The sequence below is a fragment of the Mucilaginibacter sp. CAU 1740 genome, from assembly GCF_039839285.1.
In the GTDB taxonomy this organism is placed as follows: domain Bacteria; phylum Bacteroidota; class Bacteroidia; order Sphingobacteriales; family Sphingobacteriaceae; genus Mucilaginibacter.
The window spans coordinates 53603-75445 of the sequence record NZ_JBDOQS010000018.1 but is presented as its reverse complement, the minus strand read 5'-3'; the positions used below and the strand labels follow the sequence as shown (position 1 = coordinate 75445).

Annotated in this window: 22 protein-coding genes and 4 tRNA genes; 14 read left to right on the top strand and 12 right to left on the bottom strand. The window is 40.5% G+C overall.

What is annotated here, in order from left to right; all coding sequences use genetic code 11:
* The first annotated feature begins 162 nt into the window (after positions 1–162).
* Positions 163–1047: a DMT family transporter gene (locus tag AAFN85_RS29315; protein WP_347531527.1), complete on the top strand. Its 885-nt coding sequence runs from the start codon at positions 163–165 to the stop codon at positions 1045–1047.
* Positions 1048–1420: 373 nt separating this feature from the next.
* On the top strand, positions 1421–3697 hold the full coding sequence (gene katG / locus AAFN85_RS29310) for a catalase/peroxidase HPI (RefSeq protein ID WP_347531526.1): 2277 nt from the start codon (positions 1421–1423) through the stop codon (positions 3695–3697).
* 168 nt (positions 3698–3865) lie between these two features.
* Here katG and AAFN85_RS29305 read toward each other — a convergent pair.
* The 3 genes from AAFN85_RS29305 to AAFN85_RS29295 form a co-directional block, all read right to left on the bottom strand.
* Positions 3866–3938, bottom strand: a tRNA-Lys gene (locus AAFN85_RS29305).
* 78 nt (positions 3939–4016) lie between these two features.
* A tRNA-Lys gene (locus AAFN85_RS29300) sits at positions 4017–4089 on the bottom strand.
* Positions 4090–4221: 132 nt separating this feature from the next.
* The gene (locus AAFN85_RS29295) at positions 4222–5244 is read right to left on the bottom strand and encodes a YCF48-related protein (RefSeq protein ID WP_347531525.1); all 1023 of its coding nucleotides are present in this window, start codon (positions 5242–5244) and stop codon (positions 4222–4224) included.
* A gap of 141 nt (positions 5245–5385) precedes the next feature.
* On the opposite strand from AAFN85_RS29295, the gene AAFN85_RS29290 reads away from it, so the two are divergent.
* Together AAFN85_RS29290 and AAFN85_RS29285 are read left to right on the top strand one after the other, a co-directional pair.
* Positions 5386–5469: transfer RNA gene (locus AAFN85_RS29290), tRNA-Leu, on the top strand.
* A 56-nt stretch (positions 5470–5525) separates the two neighbouring features.
* Positions 5526–5612: transfer RNA gene (locus tag AAFN85_RS29285), tRNA-Leu, on the top strand.
* A gap of 46 nt (positions 5613–5658) precedes the next feature.
* Here the strand turns inward: AAFN85_RS29285 and AAFN85_RS29280 are convergent.
* Both AAFN85_RS29280 and AAFN85_RS29275 read right to left on the bottom strand, forming a co-directional pair.
* Positions 5659–6027, bottom strand: a complete 369-nt coding sequence (locus AAFN85_RS29280) for a hypothetical protein (RefSeq protein WP_347531524.1) — start codon at positions 6025–6027, stop codon at positions 5659–5661.
* A gap of 44 nt (positions 6028–6071) precedes the next feature.
* Positions 6072–6542: a terminase small subunit gene (locus AAFN85_RS29275; protein ID WP_347531523.1), complete on the bottom strand. Its 471-nt coding sequence runs from the start codon at positions 6540–6542 to the stop codon at positions 6072–6074.
* A gap of 195 nt (positions 6543–6737) precedes the next feature.
* On the opposite strand from AAFN85_RS29275, the gene AAFN85_RS29270 reads away from it, so the two are divergent.
* From AAFN85_RS29270 to AAFN85_RS29245, 6 genes are all read left to right on the top strand, one after another.
* On the top strand, positions 6738–7244 hold the full coding sequence (locus AAFN85_RS29270) for an antitoxin Xre/MbcA/ParS toxin-binding domain-containing protein (RefSeq protein WP_347531522.1): 507 nt from the start codon (positions 6738–6740) through the stop codon (positions 7242–7244).
* Positions 7245–7327: 83 nt separating this feature from the next.
* Complete coding sequence (locus tag AAFN85_RS29265) at positions 7328–7792, top strand: RES family NAD+ phosphorylase (protein ID WP_347531521.1); 465 nt, start codon at positions 7328–7330, stop codon at positions 7790–7792.
* 83 nt (positions 7793–7875) lie between these two features.
* The gene (locus tag AAFN85_RS29260; RefSeq protein ID WP_347531520.1) at positions 7876–9120 is read left to right on the top strand and encodes a hypothetical protein; all 1245 of its coding nucleotides are present in this window, start codon (positions 7876–7878) and stop codon (positions 9118–9120) included.
* A gap of 276 nt (positions 9121–9396) precedes the next feature.
* A complete protein-coding gene (locus AAFN85_RS29255) occupies positions 9397–9993 on the top strand; it encodes a hypothetical protein (protein WP_347531519.1) in 597 nt (198 codons plus the stop codon).
* Positions 9994–10140: 147 nt separating this feature from the next.
* Positions 10141–10434 (top strand): RNA-binding protein, encoded by a 294-nt coding sequence (locus AAFN85_RS29250; RefSeq protein ID WP_347531518.1) that lies wholly within the window; start codon positions 10141–10143, stop codon positions 10432–10434.
* 266 nt (positions 10435–10700) lie between these two features.
* Positions 10701–13553 carry a gliding motility-associated C-terminal domain-containing protein gene (locus AAFN85_RS29245; RefSeq protein ID WP_347531517.1) on the top strand — a complete coding sequence of 951 codons (2853 nt, stop codon included), beginning with the start codon at positions 10701–10703 and terminating at the stop codon, positions 13551–13553.
* A gap of 32 nt (positions 13554–13585) precedes the next feature.
* Here AAFN85_RS29245 and AAFN85_RS29240 read toward each other — a convergent pair whose 3' ends face one another.
* From AAFN85_RS29240 to AAFN85_RS29230, 3 genes are all read right to left on the bottom strand, one after another.
* The gene (locus AAFN85_RS29240) at positions 13586–13930 is read right to left on the bottom strand and encodes a hypothetical protein (protein ID WP_347531516.1); all 345 of its coding nucleotides are present in this window, start codon (positions 13928–13930) and stop codon (positions 13586–13588) included.
* A gap of 220 nt (positions 13931–14150) precedes the next feature.
* Positions 14151–14654, bottom strand: a complete 504-nt coding sequence (locus tag AAFN85_RS29235; protein WP_347531515.1) for a GNAT family N-acetyltransferase — start codon at positions 14652–14654, stop codon at positions 14151–14153.
* A gap of 583 nt (positions 14655–15237) precedes the next feature.
* On the bottom strand, positions 15238–15939 hold the full coding sequence (locus tag AAFN85_RS29230; RefSeq protein WP_347531514.1) for a S24 family peptidase: 702 nt from the start codon (positions 15937–15939) through the stop codon (positions 15238–15240).
* 206 nt (positions 15940–16145) lie between these two features.
* Here AAFN85_RS29230 and AAFN85_RS29225 point away from each other — a divergent pair, with 206 nt between their 5' ends.
* Entirely contained in the window at positions 16146–16337 is a 192-nt protein-coding gene (locus AAFN85_RS29225) for a hypothetical protein (protein ID WP_347531513.1), read from the top strand.
* A gap of 45 nt (positions 16338–16382) precedes the next feature.
* Positions 16383–16799, top strand: coding sequence for a hypothetical protein (locus AAFN85_RS29220; RefSeq protein WP_347531512.1), 417 nt, complete (start codon positions 16383–16385; stop codon positions 16797–16799).
* 171 nt (positions 16800–16970) lie between these two features.
* On the opposite strand, the gene AAFN85_RS29215 is transcribed toward AAFN85_RS29220, so the two are convergent.
* Complete coding sequence (locus AAFN85_RS29215) at positions 16971–17309, bottom strand: hypothetical protein (RefSeq protein ID WP_347531511.1); 339 nt, start codon at positions 17307–17309, stop codon at positions 16971–16973.
* 220 nt (positions 17310–17529) lie between these two features.
* Here AAFN85_RS29215 and AAFN85_RS29210 point away from each other — a divergent pair, with 220 nt between their 5' ends.
* Positions 17530–17865, top strand: coding sequence for a hypothetical protein (locus AAFN85_RS29210; protein ID WP_347531510.1), 336 nt, complete (start codon positions 17530–17532; stop codon positions 17863–17865).
* Between the two features lie 160 nt (positions 17866–18025).
* Entirely contained in the window at positions 18026–18388 is a 363-nt protein-coding gene (locus AAFN85_RS29205) for a hypothetical protein (RefSeq protein ID WP_347531509.1), read from the top strand.
* 98 nt (positions 18389–18486) lie between these two features.
* Here the strand turns inward: AAFN85_RS29205 and AAFN85_RS29200 are convergent, their stop codons facing one another.
* The 3 genes from AAFN85_RS29200 to AAFN85_RS29190 form a co-directional block, all read right to left on the bottom strand.
* Complete coding sequence (locus AAFN85_RS29200) at positions 18487–20721, bottom strand: tetratricopeptide repeat protein (RefSeq protein ID WP_347531508.1); 2235 nt, start codon at positions 20719–20721, stop codon at positions 18487–18489.
* Positions 20722–20927: 206 nt separating this feature from the next.
* The gene (locus AAFN85_RS29195; RefSeq protein WP_347531507.1) at positions 20928–21158 is read right to left on the bottom strand and encodes a hypothetical protein; all 231 of its coding nucleotides are present in this window, start codon (positions 21156–21158) and stop codon (positions 20928–20930) included.
* Positions 21159–21432: 274 nt separating this feature from the next.
* Positions 21433–21765: a YnfA family protein gene (locus tag AAFN85_RS29190; protein ID WP_347531506.1), complete on the bottom strand. Its 333-nt coding sequence runs from the start codon at positions 21763–21765 to the stop codon at positions 21433–21435.
* Between the last annotated feature and the right edge of the window lie 78 nt (positions 21766–21843).

Genomic DNA, 21843 nt, shown 5'->3' with positions numbered 1-21843 from the left:
TCTTGCGTCCGAATCCTTTTTTAACGATTCGCCACCAGCTTTTTACTCATAAGCTCCGCCACCGTATTTCAACTACGGTTCTTCTATCAGGTTTCCTAATAAATATTAATTTTTACTGATGGGATGCACGCATGCATACCACTCTTTATAGCATTAGCAAAAATGAAAAAGACATTCATTATACTACATATTGCAGTTTTGTTGGCCGGCTTTACCGGTGTTTTCGGCAGGTTGATCTCATTAAACGAATATTTACTTACCTGGTACCGTACCGGGTTTTCCTTTCTGTTCCTGTTAATATATGTACTGGTTAAAAGAACAAACTTCAGGTATCCAATAGCCGATGTATGGGCTATGGCTAAAGCGGGTTTATTGATAGGGTTTCACTGGGTGTTTTTTTATGCCAGTATCAAATACTCAAATGTATCTGTAGGGGTAGTTTGTTATTGCTTAACAAGTTTCTTTACCGCCCTAACCGGACCAATATTCAATAAGCGGCCTTTTAACTGGACCGAACTTTTTTTAAGCGCTGTTACCCTTGCGGGTGTTGGTTTAATATTTCATTTTGATACCTCGTTCCGTACGGGGATTTTATTAGGAGTGATATCATCGTTTCTCGCATCTTCATATACTCTTGTAAACGAGCGATTGGTTAAAAAGTACGATGTAGCAGTTATTAATATGTACCAGATGTTTTCGGGTAGTATAGGTTTAACGGTTATGTTGCCGGTGTTTCTTTATTTCTTCCCGGTAAAAACTATTGTTCCTGGTTCAACTGATCTGGTTTACCTAATATTGTTATCTCTGTTTTGCACCGTAGCCCTTTACATTTTAGTAGCCGAGACGCTGAAAAAACTATCTGCTTTTTCCGTTAACCTTACCTTTAATCTTGAGCCGGTTTACAGTATTGTGATTGCTATTGTGTTGTTTCATGAATCGAGACAGCTAAACATTTCCTTTTACGGAGGCTTGGCGCTGGTTATGATATCTGTATTGCTGCAAGCCATATTGAATAGAAAAGAGAAAGAGCCGGTAGCTGTATTATAAGTAATACCTTATGGATTTTTGCCCAACACCGTAAGCATATCCCCGGCGTTGGGCTTTTTTATGTTAAATTATGATGATTTTTATGTCTCGTTATTCGTTTTAAATTAAAGATTTTTCTCATCCTTTATTTGTTGAAAATATCATCTTTTTAACAGATCGTAAGTATCGATGAAAATATTTCGGTAATTCCTTATAGGGTTTGAATAATCTGTAAAAGTGGCGTGTTCGAATTGATGAATTGACCGCGCTGTAATAGGTTTTGGCTATAGAATTATAGAATTAATCGATTGTGATTATAACTTCCTATCTCCTAATTTTATAAAAAATCAGGCAGAATACCTGTAATAATCCAATACCAAAACTTATAAAAAACATGGAAAACGAATCAAACGACATCAGCAAATGCCCGTTTCACAATGGCACGTTAAAGCATAATACCGGCGGCGGCGGAACCCGCAACCGTGATTGGTGGCCAAATCAGTTAAAACTGAATATCTTGCGCCAGCACTCATCACTGTCCGACCCAATGGACGAAGGTTTTAACTATGCTGAGGCTTTTAAATCGCTTGACCTTGAGGCTGTAAAAACAGATCTTCATGCGTTGATGACCGACTCGCAAGATTGGTGGCCGGCTGATTTTGGCCATTACGGTCCGCTGTTTGTGCGTATGGCATGGCATAGTGCCGGTACTTACCGTGTTACTGATGGCAGGGGTGGGGCAGGAGCCGGTCAGCAGCGTTTTGCGCCGCTTAACAGCTGGCCGGATAACGTAAGTTTGGATAAAGCTCGTCGCTTACTTTGGCCTATCAAACAAAAATATGGTAATAAAATTTCATGGGCCGATCTGCTGATCCTTACCGGTAATGTGGCTCTTGAATCGATGGGTTTTAAAACATTTGGTTTTGCCGGTGGCCGTGCCGATGTTTGGGAGCCGCAGGAGGATGTGTATTGGGGAAATGAAAGAACCTGGTTAGGTGGTGACTTACGTTACGCACACGGTTCGCCCGGTGTAAAAGAAAATCATGGTGTGTTGGTGTCTGACGATGATGCGGATGGAGATATTCACTCGCGTAATTTGGAAAAACCACTTGCGGCGGTGCAAATGGGCCTGATCTATGTAAATCCTGAAGGTCCGGATGGCAACCCTGATCCAATCGCGGCAGCTAAAGATATCCGTGATACTTTTGCCCGCATGGCAATGAATGATGAAGAAACCGTTGCCTTAATTGCAGGCGGACATAGCTTTGGTAAAACCCATGGTGCTGCGCCAGCTACTAATGTAGGTAAAGAACCGGAAGCAGTTGATTTGGAACTGCAAGGTCTCGGCTGGAAAAACAGTTTTGGAAGCGGTAAAGGTGCTGATACCATTACCAGCGGCCTGGAAGTAACCTGGACCACAACCCCAACCCAATGGAGCAACAACTTTTTCGAAAACCTTTTTGCTTTTGAATGGGAACTGACTAAAAGCCCTGCCGGCGCACATCAATGGGTGGCTAAAAACGCGGGCGATATTATTCCAGATGCTTACGACGCTTCAAAAAAACATGCGCCAACTATGCTTACTACCGATCTTTCATTAAGGTTTGATCCGGTATATGAAAAAATATCACGCCGTTTTCTGGAAAACGCCGATGAGTTTGCTGATGCTTTTGCAAGGGCCTGGTTCAAATTAACCCACCGCGACCTTGGTCCTCGTGTTCTTTATCTTGGTGCCGATGTTCCGGCCGAAGAACTGTTGTGGCAAGATCCAATCCCAGCGGTTGATCATAAACTGGTTGATGAAAGCGATATCGCAGCTTTAAAAGGAAAAATATTAGGATCGAGCTTAAGCGTTTCAGAACTTGTTTCTACTGCCTGGGCTTCAGCTTCTACTTTCCGCGGTTCGGATAAACGTGGTGGTGCTAATGGTGCACGCATCCGCCTTGCCCCTCAACGTTACTGGAAGGTAAATAATCCATCGCAATTGCAAAAAGTACTTGGCGTGCTGGAAGGTATCCAGAATGATTTCAACGGAGCGCAACAAGATGGTAAGAAAATCTCTATTGCCGACCTGATCGTTTTGGCAGGTAGTGCCGCGGTTGAGAAAGCAGCAAAAGATGCCGGACAGGATATTAGCGTACCATTCGCTGCCGGCCGTACAGATGCTTCACAGGAGAAAACAGATGTAGAATCAGTTGGGTTCCTTGAGCCGCAGGCCGATGGTTTCCGTAATTACCGTAAGTTTAAATCTTCTGTATCTACCGAAGAATTGCTGATTGATAAAGCGCAGCTACTTACCTTAACAGGGCCTGAACTAACTGTACTGGTAGGAGGGTTGCGTGCCTTAAATGCAAACTTCGATGGTTCTGCCGATGGGGTATTTACATCACGCCCCGGTGTACTCACCAACGATTTCTTTGTAAACCTGCTTGATATGGGCACCGCCTGGAAAGCCATATCTGAAGATAAAGAGTTATACGAAGGCTCAAGCCGTGCTACCGGTGAAGTAAAATGGACAGCTTCGCGAGCAGACCTGGTATTTGGATCAAACTCCGAATTAAGGGCTATTGCCGAAGTTTATGGTAGCGCCGATGCGCAAACAAAATTTGTAAAGGATTTTGTGAAAGCCTGGACCAAGGTGATGAACCTGGATAGGTTTGATGTAGCGTAAGTTTTTAAATAGAATCACTTACTGAAGCGTTGCCGGGGATATAACCTATCTCTGGCGGCGCTTTTGTTGTTTTGTACGATGTTGATCTGATTGCGCTGGTTGAAAATTTAGCAAATTGCTATAAAACAAAAAGCAAACCATTTCTGATTTGCTTTTTGTTTTTGGAGGTGATCCCGCTGGGATTCGAACCCAGGACCACTACATTAAAAGTGTAATGCTCTACCAGCTGAGCTACGGAATCATTCTTTAAATTCTCGCTTTTGGCGAAGCTGTTAAAGGGCAGCTAATGTTGTAAAATAAAACCTTTTTAAGGGTTTTGTGATCCCGCTGGGATTCGAACCCAGGACCCCAACATTAAAAGTGTTATGCTCTACCGGCTGAGCTACGGAATCATTCTTTAAACTTCTTGGTTTCGATTACCGTTTCCGTTTAAAGTGGTGCAAATATAGGGTTCTTTGTAATTACCTGCAAGCTATTTTTTAAATTAATGTAAAGCTTTTTTTAAGCTATTAATTTACAATAAACTACATTTTAAATATCGCTATTTTACCTCCGTTGCCGGCAAGTAAAACCAGTTTTCCGTGTTTAGCTTTTATGCAAACATTAAAACTTGTGGTATCTATTTGCCTCCATGTAGTGCCGCCATCGGTTGTAATATTGCTACCCGGTGTTCCGGTTGAGAGAAAAGTATTGCCTCCTAAGTGCTCTACAGAAGATTGAAAGCCCTGCGGACCGTTTTTTGCCAGTTTGAAATCGGGCTTATTTGCTGAAGCTTGGATAAGGGCAACTGAATCTACTTTTTTATCGTTCGCGTAGTCTCCGCCAACAATAATGCTTTTGTTTTGCGTAATTGATACAGAAAATGCGCCTTCGCTGCTTTTGCCTTGTGTAACAGGTAAATTTAAGTACTGCCATTGGTTTGCTCCTGGTTGCTGGCTGATAAGCCGACTGCTTTTGCCTCCTGAAGCGATATAAATGCCCTCATCTTTTTGAACACGAAGGCAGGTACCGCTTGCAGCAAACGATGCTTCGCCCGGTAATGCTTCAGGTGGATTTACTGATTCTGCCCATGTTTCGCCACCATCTTTGGTTTCAAGTAGCAGAAATTTGTTATTGATCGGATCGCCTAAAATGTAACCATGCAGGTGGTCGGCAAAGTCCATAGCATCTAAAAAGTAAGTGGTGTCGGTTTTTTGATATTTTTCCTGCCAGGTTTTGCCGCCATCTGTTGTTTTAAGTATGTAGGCTGGCGTGCCTGAACTCATGATCACAGCTTCTTTATCGTTAAATGCCTCAATATCCCTAAAATCTGATTTTTCATAACCTTTTATTTGTTGCCAATCCCAGGTTTTACCACCATCATTTGTTTTGGCAATGTGTCCTTTGCTGCCGCTGATCCATGCTGTTTTATCATCAACAACTGATAAGCCGCGAATACTGGTTGGCTTATCTTGCTGTAAAATAGTTATGGTTTGTGCATTTAAAGTGCTTGAAAACGAAAGCAAAAAAATAAAAACGCTAAAACTGAAAGAGAAGACCTTTTTCATTGGCTTTGATATAAAGTAAGTTACAAGGCCTAAGTTATAGTTTACAAAGCCGACAATCAACTTAGCGCCGATTTTTTAATTTATTGAGTTTGCTTTTTGAAGGAAACGATTATATTTGCACGCTTGTTAATAAAACGATAAGCCCGGATGGCGAAATTGGTAAACGTTGCGGTCTCAGAAGCCGTTGAGAATTGTCTCTTGAGAGTTCGAGTCTCTCTTCGGGCACGCCGGAATCAAAGTTGTTAGTCTTAAGGAACACTTAAGGCTAACACTTTTAAAAAGCCCAGGTGGCGAAATTGGTAGACGCACCATCTTGAGGGGGTGGCATTCGTAAGGATGTACGAGTTCGAATCTCGTTCTGGGCACCACACCTCTTTATCTTCAGATACTTAGATCCCTTTTTTCTCTTTAAGTTTAGCTACATCCTGTTGTAGGATAGCAACTACTACCGTTTTTAAACTCGAAAACCCTATCGGTTTTATTATAGCTTTTGATCTTGCTTTGTAATATTGCCGAGCTGTTGTAAATAGTAAGGGCATCGCGCAGGGCACCGGCTTTAAGGTTTGGGATATCCTGCCCAACTATGGTAACTATATGCTTAGGGTTTTCGGCAGCGAGGCAAAATAGTACTTGCTCAATGGCGAAGGTTTTGCCGCTGCTGGTGCCGCCCTGATTTACTACGATATGCGCTTCCGAAAAATAATTTTGCCTGAAGAGTATTGAGCCTGTAAGGCCCGCGGATGTTATAAATAGTTCATCTGTTATGGGTGTTTCATTGGTCATAGGTTTAGTGTTAATGAGCGAGGGTTAAGCGATAGGGGATATACCTATAAAGTCACATCTTTTTCGTTGCCTGCGGGTTCGGGGCCTCTATTCTCTACCATTACCTTCAATACGTTGTCTGTTTCGGTGCCGGCTGGCGACGGTTCGGGCTTCTCTTTCCAACCCATGCTTTTTAAGGCAAACATGGCACCTGTTGTGTTTTGATGCAGATTTGCCTCATAACCCGCTTCAACACGCAGCATGGCTTGTTTCACAACATCAGCAAATTGCCCGTTATGCAGGTATTGTTCAAATTGTTGCCTGCTGTTAAAGCCCAGCGCCAAAGCAAGACCGGATATAGTAACCGGCTCTGGCGGGCGGTCCCAAACTTTTTGTTCGATGGTTTCTACATGGTCTTTTCCGGTTTTTACAGTTTTTTGTTCGATGTGATATTCGCCCTGGATGTGGACAAAATACTTTTTAACGAGCCGATCAACCTGAACGGCTTCATTACATGATAAGATATTTGGTTTCATTATGTTTAAAATGCCGAACGGCATAAAGGAATGATCAAAGATAAGATAATTATTTTACATATGCTAATTTTTTTGGCAAAATAGCTTCAGGTAAATTTTAAAGCTTATAAATAAGCCTGAGGTAATTATTGGAAGAAATGACAAAAACAAAATGTAAATATTTTCTATTTAAATAGAAAATATTTACATTTGTATATGAGTAAAGCAATCAAAAGCCGTAATGCAGGCCCCCAACTAAGAGCAGGGCAGGCCGAGCCAAAGCCATATGTATTTACAGATGCGCCAATGCAGGTTTTTAATGATCTGTTGGTGCCTTATGAAACCTATTTTAAATCGCCTTTGGCAAAATTGGGCGCTATTAAAAATGGTTTAGGCTCAAACTCTATCACCGATCTGTTAAAAGTAACAGGCGCTACTCAAGGTGATATAGCTAAATGGCTGCATATTACTGAGCCAACTTTGCGTAAACATTTGCAAAGCCCTCATGATTTAAACCAGGGCCTTAGTGAGCACATTATCCAACTTTTTGAACTTTTTGATAAAGGGCTTGATACCTTTGGTTCGCACGATGAGTTTAAAAGCTGGTTAAAGCATTACAACCCCGGCATTGATGCTGTACCTTATGATTTGCTCGATACTATTACCGGCATCAGTATTGTTATCAGCCAGCTTATCCGTATTGACTACGGGGTGCTTGCGTAAATTAATTAGTGAGTTATCGAATTAGTGAATTATTGATTTAGATTAAATCAGTAATCCTTTTTATAAATCTATCCATCTATCTTTTGAACGTTTATCGAATAAGCCAAACAAAGTATGCCTACGATAGGAAGGGCCCCGGTATTGATGGCCGCTGGAACTCGTTAGGGCAGTATATGGTATATACCGGCGGTTCGCTGGCTTTATCATGTTTGGAAAAATTGGTTCACACGCCCGGTACTTCTTTGTACACCGGCGATTTTTCGGTTATCATATTTAATGTGCCTGATGATTTGCCGGTTTTTGAGATCGGTATTGATAAACTCCAAAAGCTTAATGCCGATTGGCACAAGGTAATTAACTATCCGGTAACCCAAATGCTGGGCGATACCTGGTTGCGTAAAATGGAAACCGCTGTACTAAAAGTACCATCAGCAATTATTGATCTTGAATATAATTACCTGTTTAACCCGGTTCATCCCGATTACGAAAAGATCACCATAGGTAGTGTAAGTAAGTTTACTTTTGATCCGCGACTTAAGGCGCAATAAAAACACTAAAACAAATAACTTCAATAATTATTTTATAATTGCAGCGGCAAACCTTTGATCTCCCCTGCAAAAAGTAATTATAAATGGGTGTTAATAAATTAATTGTTTTAATCTTCGCAGGCCTGTTGGTTGCCCTCGGCGCTCGTGCCCAGGATAAGCGATATATCCCCATAGGGCACACTAAATATAAAGATACCGTACTGGTTACCCATCCCGATACCACTTTTGAGAAAGATCTTTTTGATGTTATTGGCTCGGTTTTTCACGAAAGTAAAAAGCTTGGCAAGGTTGATTCTGTAACTTCAAAACCGGTGATCTCCATAATACCAGCGGTTGGTTATACTTTGCAAACGGGGTTGGCTGGTACAGTATCGGGCAACGTGATCTTTAGGATGGCGCCTAATACCCGTATCTCTACCATTACTGTGAATCCGGCTTATACACAAAATAAGCAGGTGATCGTCCCCATACAATCCAACATCTGGTCAAAAAACGATAAGTATAATTTTATTGGCGATTTCAGGTTTTACAAATACCCGCAAAGTAGTTTTGGTTTGGGCAGTAATTCGAGTATTGGAAACGAAAATCCGTTGGTTTATAGTTTTTTCCGTTTCCATGAAACAGTACTCCGTAACATAACCGGCAATTTTTACGCCGGGCTGGGTTATATTTTTGACGACAGGTGGAACATGTACGAAAAAGGCCAGCTAAATGGCCAGGTATCAGACTATGAGCGATACGGGCCTGTTGATAAATCCATCTCTACCGGATTTACTTTCAGTACGCTGTACGATAGCAGGGATAACCCTATCAATGCTTCAAAAGGATTTTATAGTTCGCTGCAATATCGTGATAACTTTACTTTTTTAGGCAGTACCACGGCTTGGCGCTCGTTAATTATTGATGTGCGCAAGTATTTCAGGTTTCCGGAACATTCTGATAACGTATTGGCCTTTTGGTCGTACAACTGGTTGGTTATTCATGGCAGGCCTGCATATCTCGATTTGCCAGCTACCGGTCACGATCCAAGTTTTACTACCGGAAGGGGGTATATTCAGGGGCGTTTTCGCGGGGCACAAATGGTTTATCTCGAAAGCGAATATCGTTTTAAATTAACCCGCAACGGTTTACTTGGCGGAGTGGTTTTTGTTAATGCCGAATCATTTTCGGCAGCCCCCGGTACCGCCTTGCAAGGGATACAGCCAGGCTTTGGTCCAGGTTTAAGGGTAAAACTAAACAAGGTATCAAAAACCAATATCGCTATTGATTACGGTTTTGGCAGGCAGGGGTCAAAAGGCTTGTTCATTAATGTGGGCGAAGTGTTTTAATAGTGTCTCTGACTATTTGGCTTATAAGCGGTTAACTGCCCAATCCTGATTTTTAATTTTATATATTTTTCGGAAATTTTGCCAGGAAAACGACCTGTGTAAATGTATTTTTTACATTTTTTGTAAAAGTGTTATTTTTATGCTTGAATGTAAGTGTTATAGCATGAAAATTGCTGTTTGTAAGGTGAAGGTTAAAAAAAGTTAAACATTTATTTTGATCAACATATTTGCTGAAATTTGTAATAATTTATTGTATGTTTAAGCACCAATAAGCCTATGATCCGTAACAGCTTTACCAAGTGGTTTTTTTTACTGATGTTATCCGTTTCGGTGGCTGTGTCTTCATGTCAAAAAGACTCGGAAGTAAAGGATATAGACGAGGCTAAAACTACCGCAAGTAAGGATAGCGTATCAGCAGTAAACATCATTAACACTCCTGGTAATTTTCTGGCTGGTAAGGGAACATTAAAAGTAACCATAGAAGATTCGACTTATACATTTGATGCAGTTAAAGATTCGATAGCTTTTATTAACGTACATGATGGTGATAGCAAGTACTTTGGTATCACTGCAATAAATAAAGCTCATAACATGAGTTTTGGGATAAGCTCATCAGGTTTGGCAACGGTTAAAACAACCAGCGATGTTGCCGGAAGCCAGTTTTTATTTAAAATTGATGATAAAAAGCCCCTGCTGCAATACACGCTAACTAAGTATGCCAGTCAGCAGGATTTTGGTAAAATTGATATGGCCGACTATAATCATGATAGTATGATAGCTAAAGGTACTTTTTTTACATTTTTAGCTAAGGATGATAAGTCCGATTCTCCATTTTACCGGGTAGAGGGTAGTTTTGAACTTCAACTCAAATAGTAAATTGTTTCGCTGCTGCGTTATCACCAATCTGTAGTTTCTGCGTAATATTATGGTAAAAAAGCCATTATCTGCAAGCAATTACATCTCGATTCAATGCTAATCTGCCTCTTTTTTTGTACCTTTGCATAAATTTTAAAAATATTGATGAAAGTATTTATTGCAGGTCTTCCTTTAGAAGTAGATGAGGCCGAATTAACAGCTGTTTTTGGTGACTTTGGGCCTGTTAAATCGCTCAGGATCATTAAAGATCGCGAAACAAAAGAGAGTAAGGGTTTTGGTTTTGTGGAGATGGTTAATGAAGACGAAGCTAAAGAAGCAATCCGTTGCATGAACGGAGCAAGTTACTATGGTCGCAGGATCACTGTTAACGTAGCTGAAGATAAAGGCCCAGGCTTTAATAATGGCGGTGGCTCGAAAGGCGGCTTCAGGCGCAACTAATAGTAAAAGACTTATTCTTTTTTGAACATATTAGCCGGCATCGTCCGGCTTTTTTGTTTTAAGGCGATATAATTAAAGTCATGTAAAATATATGGTTTGATTATAAAATGCTGAAAAAAGAAGTTAATTTAGCATGTTTATTAATTTTTGATAGCCTGCTGAAATTAAATAAGTTACCACAACCTTACTCCAATTTAATGATCTTTGATATTCGCGTACCCCGTATCGCCAGATCTGTGAATTGAGTTTGCATAAAAATTAAACCTATGCGCTCATTACTAAAACCGGTACTCATGGTATTAGTACTTTGGCTTTTCGCTGTGGCTGCGTTTGGTCGGGTGCCGAATATGTCTGTGTTTAACGCGGGCAGACCCGTTGTTGCGGATGGGGTAAAGGGTGGCAGCCTGTTGTTTAAAAACAGGGACTTTAAAAAAGTATCTCACCCAATAAAAGTAATAACATGCAATTTTGGTCCCTCGTTTCCTTTTGCCGCAGTTACCAAGCCCGATATCACTTATATCACCCCCAATACCTACGTTAAAAATATTGCTATTCCCCCTTTAAGTCCGACTAATACCGGTGGCGCTGTGCCTGCTACTATTTATGGCGAAACTAAGGTTATTGCCGGTACCGGTCAGTTTGGCAGTGTAAATGGTGATGCATCTACTGCGCAGTTCAAGTTGCCTTATGGCATAAGCATTGATGCCGGCGGGAACACATATATAGCCGAAAGTGGGGGAGGCATCCGCATGATCAGCGCATCGGGTCAAGTTTCATCCATAGGTACTGATGCTTTGCCTGGGCCGCCGTTTAATGTGCCTAAGCTCAACAACCCGCGCGGTGTAGTTAAAGATAGGGCCGGTAATTTATTTGTAGCTAATTATAGCAATCACAATATCCTGAAAATTACGCCTGCGGGTATAATTACAGTTTTTGCCGGTATCAACCAAAGTGGCACGGCTGATGGGCCAGGTAACGTGGCTAATATCATCAACCCAAGTGGGATCGCTATTGATAAAAATGATTATTTATATGTAACCGATGGAAATAACGCCATTCGTCAAATTTCACCGGTTGGTTATGTATATACTATTGCCGGACAGCCAACTGCGGGTACCGCCGATGGGCAGGGAAGAGCTGCTGAATTTAATAAACCTGCAGGCATAGCGGTTGATAATGATGGGGATATTTATGTAGCCGATCAGGCGGGTTTTGTGATCCGTAAAATTACGCCCAGTGGTTTCGTTTCTACCATAGCCGGAAAAGGTACATATAGCAGCAATGACGGCATAGGTACATCGGCCGGCTTTCAATCGCCCCAAGGGATCACCGTAGATGCATCTGGTAATTTATATGTAACCGAAAGTGGCCTTGGAACTATTCGCCGGATCTCGCCCGATGGAGAAGTTAAAACTATTGCGGGTGGTGGACCTAATGGTGTAAATAGCGGGGTTGGTACTGGTGTTTATTTTGGTAGCCCGGAAGGTATCACAATGGGGCCGGATGGAAACCTGTATGTGGCCGAATATGGTAGAAACGCTATTAAGCAGGTTATCGCTACCGGTTATACTATTGATAAAGCGTTGCCGGCCGGTTTAACGTTCGATCCGCGTACGGGCATCATTTCTGGTACCCCCACCGTGTTATGGCCCCGTACAGATTATACTATTACTGCTTATAACGCAGGTGGAAGCGATAAATTTATTTTAAGCATCGAAGTTAATGATGTTGCACCTCCAGAGATTGGAGTGGGCGATGTTAGTGGCATCGTTACGGCTTGCGTCGGTTCGGCATCGGTTGGTTATCAACAATTTTCTGTTTCAGAAATTAACCTTATCAATGATGTAATAGTAACAGCTCCAACAAATTTCGAAGTGTCATTATCTCCCAATAGCGGCTATAGTAATAGCCTTGTTATACCACTTGCCGAGTTGCAGCTCCCGCCTGACGGTGACGGAATTACGGTTTATGTACGTTTGGCAGCGACAGCGCCTATTGGGAACCCTACAGGTAATGTTACTTTACAATCCACAGGGGCCAGCAATCTCTTCGTGCCGGTAAGCGGCGTTGTAAAACCTTTAATAACGCCATCAGTAACGGTTGAGCAGGTTGGAAACGCATGTCCCGGCCCAATTGTTAGTTTTAAAGCCAAGCCTGTTAACGAAGGTATTAACCCCGGTTATCGTTGGTTTGTCAATAACATCGACCAAAATAAAACCGGCCCAACTTTTACAGCACCTGCCACAATAACAGTGGATGATAAGGTAACAGTAAAGCTTACCAATACCAGCGATTGTACAAATCATCCAACCGTATCTTCTTTGCCTGTTTCGCCGGTATATAGTCCTCAAACTCCGGTGGCAGTTACTATTTCCGCTCCGTCTGTTTATCCGGTTTGTGAGGGGATAGATCAGATATTTACAGCGCAGGTATCGCCTAATACAGTTAGCGGTTTAACTTATCAATGGCAACTGAATCAGGTAAATGTAGGCTCAAATAGCTACCAATACAGTAGTAATACCCTTAAAAGTGGCGATGTATTAACATGTTTGGTAAGCAGCTCCGCTCAATGTACCCTCCCCGGAGTAAGCGATGGATTTGTTGTTCAAACTTTGGCGTTGCCTACAGTAGCGTTTAATGGCGAGCTTTCTATCAAAAAGGGAGCAAGTATCACTTTATCTCCAACTTTGTTAGGTGATATAGCAAGCTATAACTGGTCGCCGTCTGTAGGGTTAAATAGTTCGGATATAAGAAATCCGATAGCATCGCCAACCGAAACTACTACTTATACATTAACTGTAACATCAATAGGTGGTTGCCCTGTATCTGCCAGTGTTAAGGTTAATGTGCTTGAGCAAATGATTGTGCCTAACTCTTTCACACCTAATGGCGATGGTGCTAATGATACCTGGAGTATTCCTGGCTTGGCGGCTTACCCCAATTGCAAGGTAAATGTATATAACCGGTATGGAGCAGGTATTTTTAACTCGATAGGTTACGCCAAAAACTGGAATGGTTCGTTTAACGGGTATGTATTGCCGGCCGGTACTTATTATTATACCATTGATCTGAAAGACGGTAAAAAACCTTTATCTGGTTATGTGGTACTTTTAAAGTAATGTACCGCCCGATAATTGATGTTGTCAGTAGTTTAAGAAGCCTGTGCCAGCGAGGTATTACCCAGGTTGTTTAGCAAGCCATCAAGCTTAAGGTTAAATTCTTTTAATGGAATATCCCCTTTTTCGAAGGCCTTGGTAAGGTTTGCCAGTTCCTGTTCAATGTTATTTGGAATAGTATTATTAATAGTGTTGCCGCTTTTTTGCAGATCTTCAATTACCTCTATTTTATGTTCGGCTGCTTTAAGCAGGTATAGCTGTTGCACATCGGCAGATATGTGGCTGCCTTCGGCGTGTTTGGTGTTTTGTTGTTTGTTAAATTCAACTAAAAGTATGGCAGCAATAATAGCCACAATTACCAGCATCATAACAGGATCCATCTTCTTCTCTTTATTATGCCGAAAGGGAGGTTTCCGGCGGTTTATAATTAAAATAAATATAATACAATATGAAATAAACCTGAAGCTGGGTGTTGATAAAATGGTTTATTGTTGATAACTATTAAGAAAAATAGTAGCTATGGCAACAAAATACTGCTTAAAACGAGAAAATAAAGCTTTGGATTTAGTTTTGAACCTTTTTGAAGCTTATTATTAAAGACTATGCAAGCCTTTTTTCATAACATAAAAACCGTAAACCTGGCTTTCTTTTTAAACTGATCTCACCTGCCAGTGTATAACCCAATTTCGGAAATAATTTTTGGGTGGCCTGATTTTCTGTATTGGTATCAACCCGTAAAACTTTTATATCCCTTTTTATGGCTTCAGTTTCGGCCTGTTGTAAAAGCGCGGCTGCAATGCCAAGGCCCTGGTAGTGAATATTTACGGCAAGCCTGTGTGTTACAATAGCTGTTTGGGCAATGTCCAGCCCGGCATCAGCATACTCATCGTCCTGATCTGTAGTAATGGCAGATATACCTGATATCTGACTATCTATTTCGGCTACCCAGAGTTGGTTAAGCTTAATATCTTCGGTAAAAACCGCTATGTTAGGATAATTTTCGTTCCATTGGTAATTACCCGCCGCTATCATTACAGGTACTACATCAGTAATAAGAGCCATTATTTGCGGGATATCATTAACTGTAGCGAGGCGGATTATCATAATAGCGCATGAAGTGAATATACGCTAAAATAAATAAAGTTTAACTGATGAAAGTTTGTGGTTTGTAAGAAATTTAGTAAGGAAAGTTATTTAGATACCGCCTGTCTTTTTGTGCTTTCGCGAGAACTTGTTTTTATCTGTACGGATATAACCCAGCCTAAAAGCGATATTAAAGTATAAAACGCAAGGTTCTGAGCCCAGTTTCCTACACTTAACTCATTAATAACATATTGCAGGGCGTCGTTTTCCATTTGTGACTATGTTTACAAGTAAGGTTTGGTTAAATAATTACAGGTAAATTCAACCAAATTTCGATTGCTAAATTGTTATTCCCTTCAAAAAATAAAGGTACGATTGTTATTACAACTATTAGGAGTGAAATTGATTTTGAGTTGAATTGTTACAACTTCATGAATAACTTGTTACAATATGTGAAAAAATCACTCCTTTTTGTGTAATTAACAGTAGATTTTGAGAAATGTTGTAATAAATATTAATCATAGCAAAAAGAAACTTGCCCTATGGGTAATAAAAAAGCAGGATGTGGCATAATCCTGCTTTTAATGATAGCGTAGTTGGTAGTTTAATGATTATGCTTTTTGTGGATGTCTTTAACCAGGCAAAGCTTTTTGATATCATTTACCTTAATGATGAAAGGAGCGTACTTTAAGCGGTTGCCTACCATTTCAGTGGTGTTATCTGAGTGGGCAATTACCTCGTCGGGGTTATCGCCCGCCAATAGGCGTTTGTACATTCGATAGTCGCCCCATTCAATATAATATACCTCGCCTGGCAGTATCTTTTTGTCGTGAATAATCTTGAGTGCAACCCAGCACCCATTTTCAAGATAAGGGTACATGCTATGGCCCCAAACGGGTAAAGCGAAATCGCAATCCTCAATGCCCGGAAAGTTCATGTGCCCAACCGGCTGCGAATCATTAATATCGTTATAAACTTCAACACCCGAAGCAGTTGCCGAAATTTCGTACATCGGGATCCCCTCGCGATGTTTTTTTACAGGGATTTTTTCAGAAATATCTTTTTTGTTTTCGCCTGTTATGTATTCTTTGTATTTTTCTTTAAAAATACTGAGTTTTTCTGGGTCGATGTTTTGGCGGCTCTTAATGATCTCGGTAATAGAACTGGCCGAATTGAATCCTAATACTTCGGCAAGTTGCGCGTTGCCGCTAAATGCTTTTCCTTTTAATTGGGTATATAGGATAATAAACTCCAGTGTTTCCGGGCGTACGGTTTTTATTTTATTGGGTTTTGATCCTTCTTCCATGTTAATAAGTTTTTAAAGATTGTTCTTGATTTAAATAAAGATTATTCTGTATATTTGTTTCATTGATGATTGCTAATGTAGATTAAATTATTGTAAAATCAAAATCTGCAATAAGTATTATAAAGAATTTTCTCTTTTTAAAATACAGGAATTGTTGGCATAGAATAAAGAAATAATATTAACAGATAAACGATAAGCCTTATATCATGTACATCGCATTTTCGGCCCTTGGCCAACAATCAATTAATGAAGCGGGGCAAATTAATGCCGAGGTTTTAGAAGATAATGAAGCAGTATTACGCTTTAAGGCTTACCAGGCGGCTTGCGATAAATACAGAGATGAGATCCGGGCCATTCAAAAATATATGCCGGGCTGGATACCTGCTTTTAACAGGTAACAATGCAGATGCCTTATTAAATAAACAATTCAAAACAGAAATACCATGATAAAAATTTCGCAAAAACTAAAAAGCCACCTTTGGTGGATGATCATATCTGTTGATTATGATTATAGCCGGATAACAATAGCCGAGCACGATCTTACCGATGAGGTGCTTACCCTTTGGTTGGAAGATAAGCAGGATTTTAAAAACTCGATTGATGAATGCCTGCAATTGGATATCCGAACCCGCGATTTTGCCCGCGTTATTAAAACAGAAAACTTAAACAGCTATGAAGGAACAAAATTGCATCCAACAAAAAACTTCGCCTACAAAGCCCGGATCGAGATCAATACGCCGGTACAATGGTACAAACATGATGCCTCGGCGGTTGAGCAGCAGTGGGCACGTGAGGCTGTTTTGAAAGCGTTGCTAACCCAGCTTGTTGAAACAAGTGTTGCCGGGGATCATGATTTTTAATGGGAATTAATTATGCTAAATGGCATTTTATTCATAATTAAATAAGCGCTTTTTTACGGTTGCATTTCCTTGGTTTTAATTAGTAAATAACTAATCAATAACAAGTTGCGGGCGAGAGGTACTGTTTAATGAATTGAAAAAAGTGATTTGTGCAAGCTTCGGTAAACGCTATTATTTAACCTTAACCTGTTCACGTTCTTTTACACCATGCTCAACAAGCTCTTCAACCTCGTTCAATTCTTCGGCTGGTTGAGTGGCGTAGTTGAGTTTGCGGAAACGCCATTGCGCGAAGGCCGGTTCCTGGAAGCGATTGATGAGTTTGAAAAATTTTGGGAAGTTATGCACCTCTTCTAACAGCACACCGGTTACTATGCCGTTGTTGTCAAGTATCTCGCGGATAGTGTATTCTTTATCTTTAGTTATCCAGATCTCGAAATCGCGACGTATTTCCTCCATCTTTTCGGGATCTATCTTATCGTTGATGCAAATTACTTTGTCGCCGGGTTTCATAGTGCTGTTAACAAATATTTACGCTTTTCTGTTTAGGAAAAGCACAGTATGCAAATGTGGGCTTTTTTAACGTATTTAAAAACTTGTGCGCCTGATTATTGCTATAAAATGTTTTTCGTTTAAATAAATATTTTGAAAAAAGTTTAAATTATTGTGCAACCTTATAATTCCCGTTATCGTATTAAAATGTGTAATGAGTGTTTGATATAGAGTATTTTATATGAGCTATTTTTATATTTTTTTAGTAGGAGGGTCGGCGTTAGTGTTTCTTATTTTACAATTTGATAAACAACAACGCAAACGGGTTAATACTTTACTTAAAAGTACAAATGATGTGCAGCCTTTGCTAATGATGCAAAGGATGGGGCAAAAGCTTAGCGAAATAAATACCGTACTAACGGCAAGCACCCATAACACGGATGTGCCTGCAAACGTTAAACGTGAAATTGAATTGCAACTGCGGCAAATAACATATGATTATAACAATGGTCATATCAGCCTGCAGGCGTATAATAACAAACTGAGCGATTTGCTTGAAAAAGCAGGAGCGAGGTAATTAACACACGAGTTTATTAATTGTATATAGTTTTTGTTGGTTAGTTTTACTTTAGGTCATTTGCTGTTGGGGCATTTGACCTTTTTTGTTTTTAAGGGGTTGTCAATAAAATAAATATGTATTGCGTGGATAAACAAAATGATTATTATTGCAGTCACATATGTCTGACGAAGCTATTATAAAACGGTTAAAGGTTGTTGTGAAAGAACACGGCGGTCAGTTGGGGCTTGCAGGGGCTATTGGTGTTGACCAGGGCTTTATTAGCAAAGTGATCAACAAAAAGCAGGATATAAGCTATTACCTGATCCGTAAACTTTGTTTTCAACTTAAATACTCGCCCGAGTGGCTTATACTTGGTACTGGCGAAAAAATGATCAACAAACCTGAGTCGGCCAAGCTGATCACCGAGATCCAAATGATGCGTACCGAAGTTGATATTTTACAGGCCCGTATGCGCGCTTATGAAATTGAGCTTAAAGAGTTGCGCGAGCAGCTGCCCTTAGCCGAAAGTAAGGCCAGTTAATTTTAGCCCAAATGTAAAAGCCCCTTGCGGGGCTTAGTGTTTTTTATTCGATCAGTTAATAGTTATTTATCTATTACGCAATCTGTTGGCAAAAGGTTTTATTTGCAATACTTATTAATTGATTCCGCGGCCTCTTTTAATCCCATGGCCAATGCTTTATTCATATCCGCACATCCGCCGGTTTTATCGTTAATAATAGCTTTCGCTATTCCTCGCTGTAAATAAGCCCTGCTGTTTTTTAAATCAATACTAATAGCGGTATTGCAGTCGATAATAGCGCCGTTAGGATCTTTAAGGTTGATTTTTGCTACGGCCCGGTCAACTAATATATCGGCATTATTCGGCTCGAGTTTTAGCGCTGCTGCAAAATCATCTTTTACGCCCTGGGCATCATTAAGATTGCCTTTTGCAATGCCGCTGTGTGCGTATGCTTTTACATTTTTATCATTCATGTAAGTGGCATTATGATAATCGTCGGCCGCGCCGGCGTAATCTTTTGTGGCCAGCTTAACGTCTCCTCTTATTAAAAATGTTTCATCGGTTGAGTAAATGGAAACCGCGTGGTCAAGATCAGTAAGCGCTCCTTTGTAATCCTTAAGCTTCGCTTTTACAAAACCCCTGGTTTGCCAAACTACGGCTGTAGAATCTGAAAGGGAATCAAGTTTAAGCGCTGTGGTCAGGTCCAGTATTGCTCCATTATTATCATCGATAGTAGTTTTCGCAATGGCGCGTTTTAAAAGTATAGTAATGTTTTTAGGATCTTTAGTGGCTCCAGTGTTGTAATCAACCAACGCGCCCTTTGTATCTCCTGCTGCTGCGCGCGCTTCGCCACGGTGAAGGTAAAAGTTGGCATTGGCCGGATTTAAGGCTATAGCAGTTGTAAATAACTGAACGCCATTATTGGTGTATTTATAAAAGTTATTGATCTTCCCTAAGCGTAAATATCCTGTTTGTTGCTGAGGGGAGAGGCTTATTAGTTTCTCAAGGTCTTTCACTGCACCGACGTAATCGCCCATTTTATTTTTTTCGATAGCGCGGTTCAGAAAGGCATAAGTATAAGCAGGATTAATAGCGATAGCTTTGCTGTAATCATTCATAGCTGCGGTTGGCACGCCAAGGTCGCGGTAGGCATCGCCACGGGCCAGGTAAGCCTCGTCGCTTTTACTGTTTAGAGAAATGGCTTTGGTCAGATCGGCAATTACACCGGCGGTATCTTTCATTGCCATTTTTGCCTTGCTGAGGCTGATATATGCGCTTATGCTGTTTGGGTTTAGTTGGATAGCTGTATCGGCATCAAGTTTGGCGCCCATATTATCGCCTAAAACCAGTTTCGAAAATGAGCGACTTTGGTAGGTATCTCCGTTTTTATCTCCAAGCGCTATAGCTTTATTAAAATCATCAAGTGCTCCCTGGTTATCTTTTTGGTCGCTTTTTATAATGCCCCGGTAAACGTACAGGTTGGCGTTGTTAGGGAACTGACCAATGGTTTTGTTAAAATAATCCAGCGCCCCTTTACTATCGCCCATGCTGTTTTGCGCGTTGGCCATATACAGTAAAAGGTTTTTAATATTGGGGTTAATTGCTGCGGCTTTTTTATAATCTTCAACGGCCCCTTTATAATCATTTAGTTTGGCCTTTATGTTCGCCTTGTAAAAATAAGCCTCAGCATTATTAGGGTTAAGGGCAACTGAAGCATTGTAATCGGCAATAGCGCCGTTGTAATCATTTATGTTGGCCTTGGTGCCTGCCATGTACTGATAAATTTCGGCGCTGCGGGGGCTTAATTTTATAGCTGCATTATAATCGGCAATGGCCTCTTTAAAATCGCCTTTATTGTTTTTTGCAAGCCCGCGGTATTTATATAGGTCGGCATCATTGGGGGTAAATTGCAGAGCGGTAGTAAAGTCGGCTATGGCACCGGCGTAATCGTTCATATTGCTTTTTGCATTGCCCCTGTAATGGTACATATCGGCTGTTTTTGGGCCGATGGCAATAGCGTGGTCAAAATCTTTAATTGCTGTTTGAAAATCTTGTACAGCGGCTTCGGCATTTGCTTTATAAAGGTAAGCGTTCGCCAGATCGGGTTTAAGGGCTAATGCCCGGTTGTAATCGGCAATGGCAGCTTTGTAATCTTTGATATTGCCATAGGCATTTGCCCGGTAATAAAACGCCTCGGCATTTTTATTATTTAACTCAATGGCCTGGCTAAAATCTTGTATGGCGCCTTTATAGTCGCGGGCATTAGCTTTCGCGTTGCCATTTTGAATATAGCTGCCTGCCGTTTGGGCAAAGGAATACAGCGGTAAGAAAAGTAAAAGCAGAATTTTTTTCATGAACCCAATAGTGGTTTACCAAATATCAACAAAAAAACCAATATTGATATAGCAAACAACGTACCGCGGTAAAAGCTACTTAAACAGATAAGGAATACCTGGAAAGATGGGGATAGTTGGGGTGTAGAAGCCACAGAAAAGGCAAGTATATTTAGCGTTATCAATTATTGGAGCTAAATATGCTTGTCTTAAAAATCAAATAACGATCACGAAAATGATGCTTCGTTGGTGCCATCGCTTGCACTTTGATTGCGCCTTTTATTATAGAAAATAGCGGCAGTGCAAAACGAGATACAAACTATTAAAACCAGCTCAATTATCATGTGACTTACAGGTACACGCCCGGCATTATTTGATAATAATACACCTGCATCCGGAAGGATGAGCCCAAAAAGTGGGAAGCAAAAGAACATTCTCAATATTATTAATTTTTCCATAATTATTAACATTTAGTATGATAATACTAAGATACTGTTTATTTCTTTATAATTTAAATAAAATTTAAAACTAAATGCACAACACCGAAATTTACAATAGGTTTTAGGTTATTCCCGCAGTGTTTAAAGTTTTAGTTAAAGCAAAGCCTGAACAAAGGGTTGGAAAAATTGTTTGTTCGAAAAAAAATTTTTTATAATATGGATTAAGAAGATGTAGAATTGATGCAAATTATATTACTGACAGGAATAGTAATTAAGACGGAAGAAGATTGCGCTATTTGCCTCTGGGGGTAAAAATAATGATGCACGCACCTATCATTGCTATAATAGCACCTATAACATCGTACTTGTCGGGTTTAAAACCGTCAACTTTCCAGGCCCAAACCAAAGCCATAAATATGAAAATGCCGCCGTAGGCGGCGTAAACCCGGCCAAAACCCGCGCTTTGCCAGGTAGCAACAACGCCATACAGTGTCAGTATAATGCCTCCGGCTATGCTATACCATAACGGTTTATCTGATTTTAGCCAAAGCCAGATCAAATACCCGCCGCCAATTTCGCAAAGCCCCGCCAGGATAAAAACTGCAAATGATTTAATAATGTTCATGTGGTTAAAATAGCTGTTTATTACCAATAATTGTTTTAGCTGTTCACATAGATTTTTAGTTATTTTGGTCGACAGAAA

What these genes read in the sequence shown, in the direction of transcription:
- AAFN85_RS29270 (WP_347531522.1), top strand. Translation starts at nt 6,738, where the DNA reads ATGAGTAAAGCAATCAAAAGCCGTAATGCAGGCCCCCAACTAAGAGCA.
- AAFN85_RS29255 (WP_347531519.1), top strand. Translation starts at nt 9,397, where the DNA reads ATGATCCGTAACAGCTTTACCAAGTGGTTTTTTTTACTGATGTTATCC.
- AAFN85_RS29200 (WP_347531508.1), bottom strand. Translation starts at nt 20,721, where the DNA reads ATGAAAAAAATTCTGCTTTTACTTTTCTTACCGCTGTATTCCTTTGCC.
- AAFN85_RS29205 (WP_347531509.1), top strand. Translation starts at nt 18,026, where the DNA reads ATGTCTGACGAAGCTATTATAAAACGGTTAAAGGTTGTTGTGAAAGAA.
- katG (WP_347531526.1), top strand. Translation starts at nt 1,421, where the DNA reads ATGGAAAACGAATCAAACGACATCAGCAAATGCCCGTTTCACAATGGC.
- AAFN85_RS29245 (WP_347531517.1), top strand. Translation starts at nt 10,701, where the DNA reads ATGCGCTCATTACTAAAACCGGTACTCATGGTATTAGTACTTTGGCTT.
- AAFN85_RS29275 (WP_347531523.1), bottom strand. Translation starts at nt 6,542, where the DNA reads ATGAAACCAAATATCTTATCATGTAATGAAGCCGTTCAGGTTGATCGG.
- AAFN85_RS29250 (WP_347531518.1), top strand. Translation starts at nt 10,141, where the DNA reads ATGAAAGTATTTATTGCAGGTCTTCCTTTAGAAGTAGATGAGGCCGAA.
- AAFN85_RS29235 (WP_347531515.1), bottom strand. Translation starts at nt 14,654, where the DNA reads ATGATAATCCGCCTCGCTACAGTTAATGATATCCCGCAAATAATGGCT.
- AAFN85_RS29195 (WP_347531507.1), bottom strand. Translation starts at nt 21,158, where the DNA reads ATGGAAAAATTAATAATATTGAGAATGTTCTTTTGCTTCCCACTTTTT.
- AAFN85_RS29230 (WP_347531514.1), bottom strand. Translation starts at nt 15,939, where the DNA reads ATGGAAGAAGGATCAAAACCCAATAAAATAAAAACCGTACGCCCGGAA.
- AAFN85_RS29225 (WP_347531513.1), top strand. Translation starts at nt 16,146, where the DNA reads ATGTACATCGCATTTTCGGCCCTTGGCCAACAATCAATTAATGAAGCG.
- AAFN85_RS29215 (WP_347531511.1), bottom strand. Translation starts at nt 17,309, where the DNA reads ATGAAACCCGGCGACAAAGTAATTTGCATCAACGATAAGATAGATCCC.
- AAFN85_RS29260 (WP_347531520.1), top strand. Translation starts at nt 7,876, where the DNA reads ATGGGTGTTAATAAATTAATTGTTTTAATCTTCGCAGGCCTGTTGGTT.
- AAFN85_RS29190 (WP_347531506.1), bottom strand. Translation starts at nt 21,765, where the DNA reads ATGAACATTATTAAATCATTTGCAGTTTTTATCCTGGCGGGGCTTTGC.
- AAFN85_RS29210 (WP_347531510.1), top strand. Translation starts at nt 17,530, where the DNA reads ATGAGCTATTTTTATATTTTTTTAGTAGGAGGGTCGGCGTTAGTGTTT.
- AAFN85_RS29315 (WP_347531527.1), top strand. Translation starts at nt 163, where the DNA reads ATGAAAAAGACATTCATTATACTACATATTGCAGTTTTGTTGGCCGGC.
- AAFN85_RS29240 (WP_347531516.1), bottom strand. Translation starts at nt 13,930, where the DNA reads ATGGATCCTGTTATGATGCTGGTAATTGTGGCTATTATTGCTGCCATA.
- AAFN85_RS29220 (WP_347531512.1), top strand. Translation starts at nt 16,383, where the DNA reads ATGATAAAAATTTCGCAAAAACTAAAAAGCCACCTTTGGTGGATGATC.
- AAFN85_RS29280 (WP_347531524.1), bottom strand. Translation starts at nt 6,027, where the DNA reads ATGACCAATGAAACACCCATAACAGATGAACTATTTATAACATCCGCG.
- AAFN85_RS29295 (WP_347531525.1), bottom strand. Translation starts at nt 5,244, where the DNA reads ATGAAAAAGGTCTTCTCTTTCAGTTTTAGCGTTTTTATTTTTTTGCTT.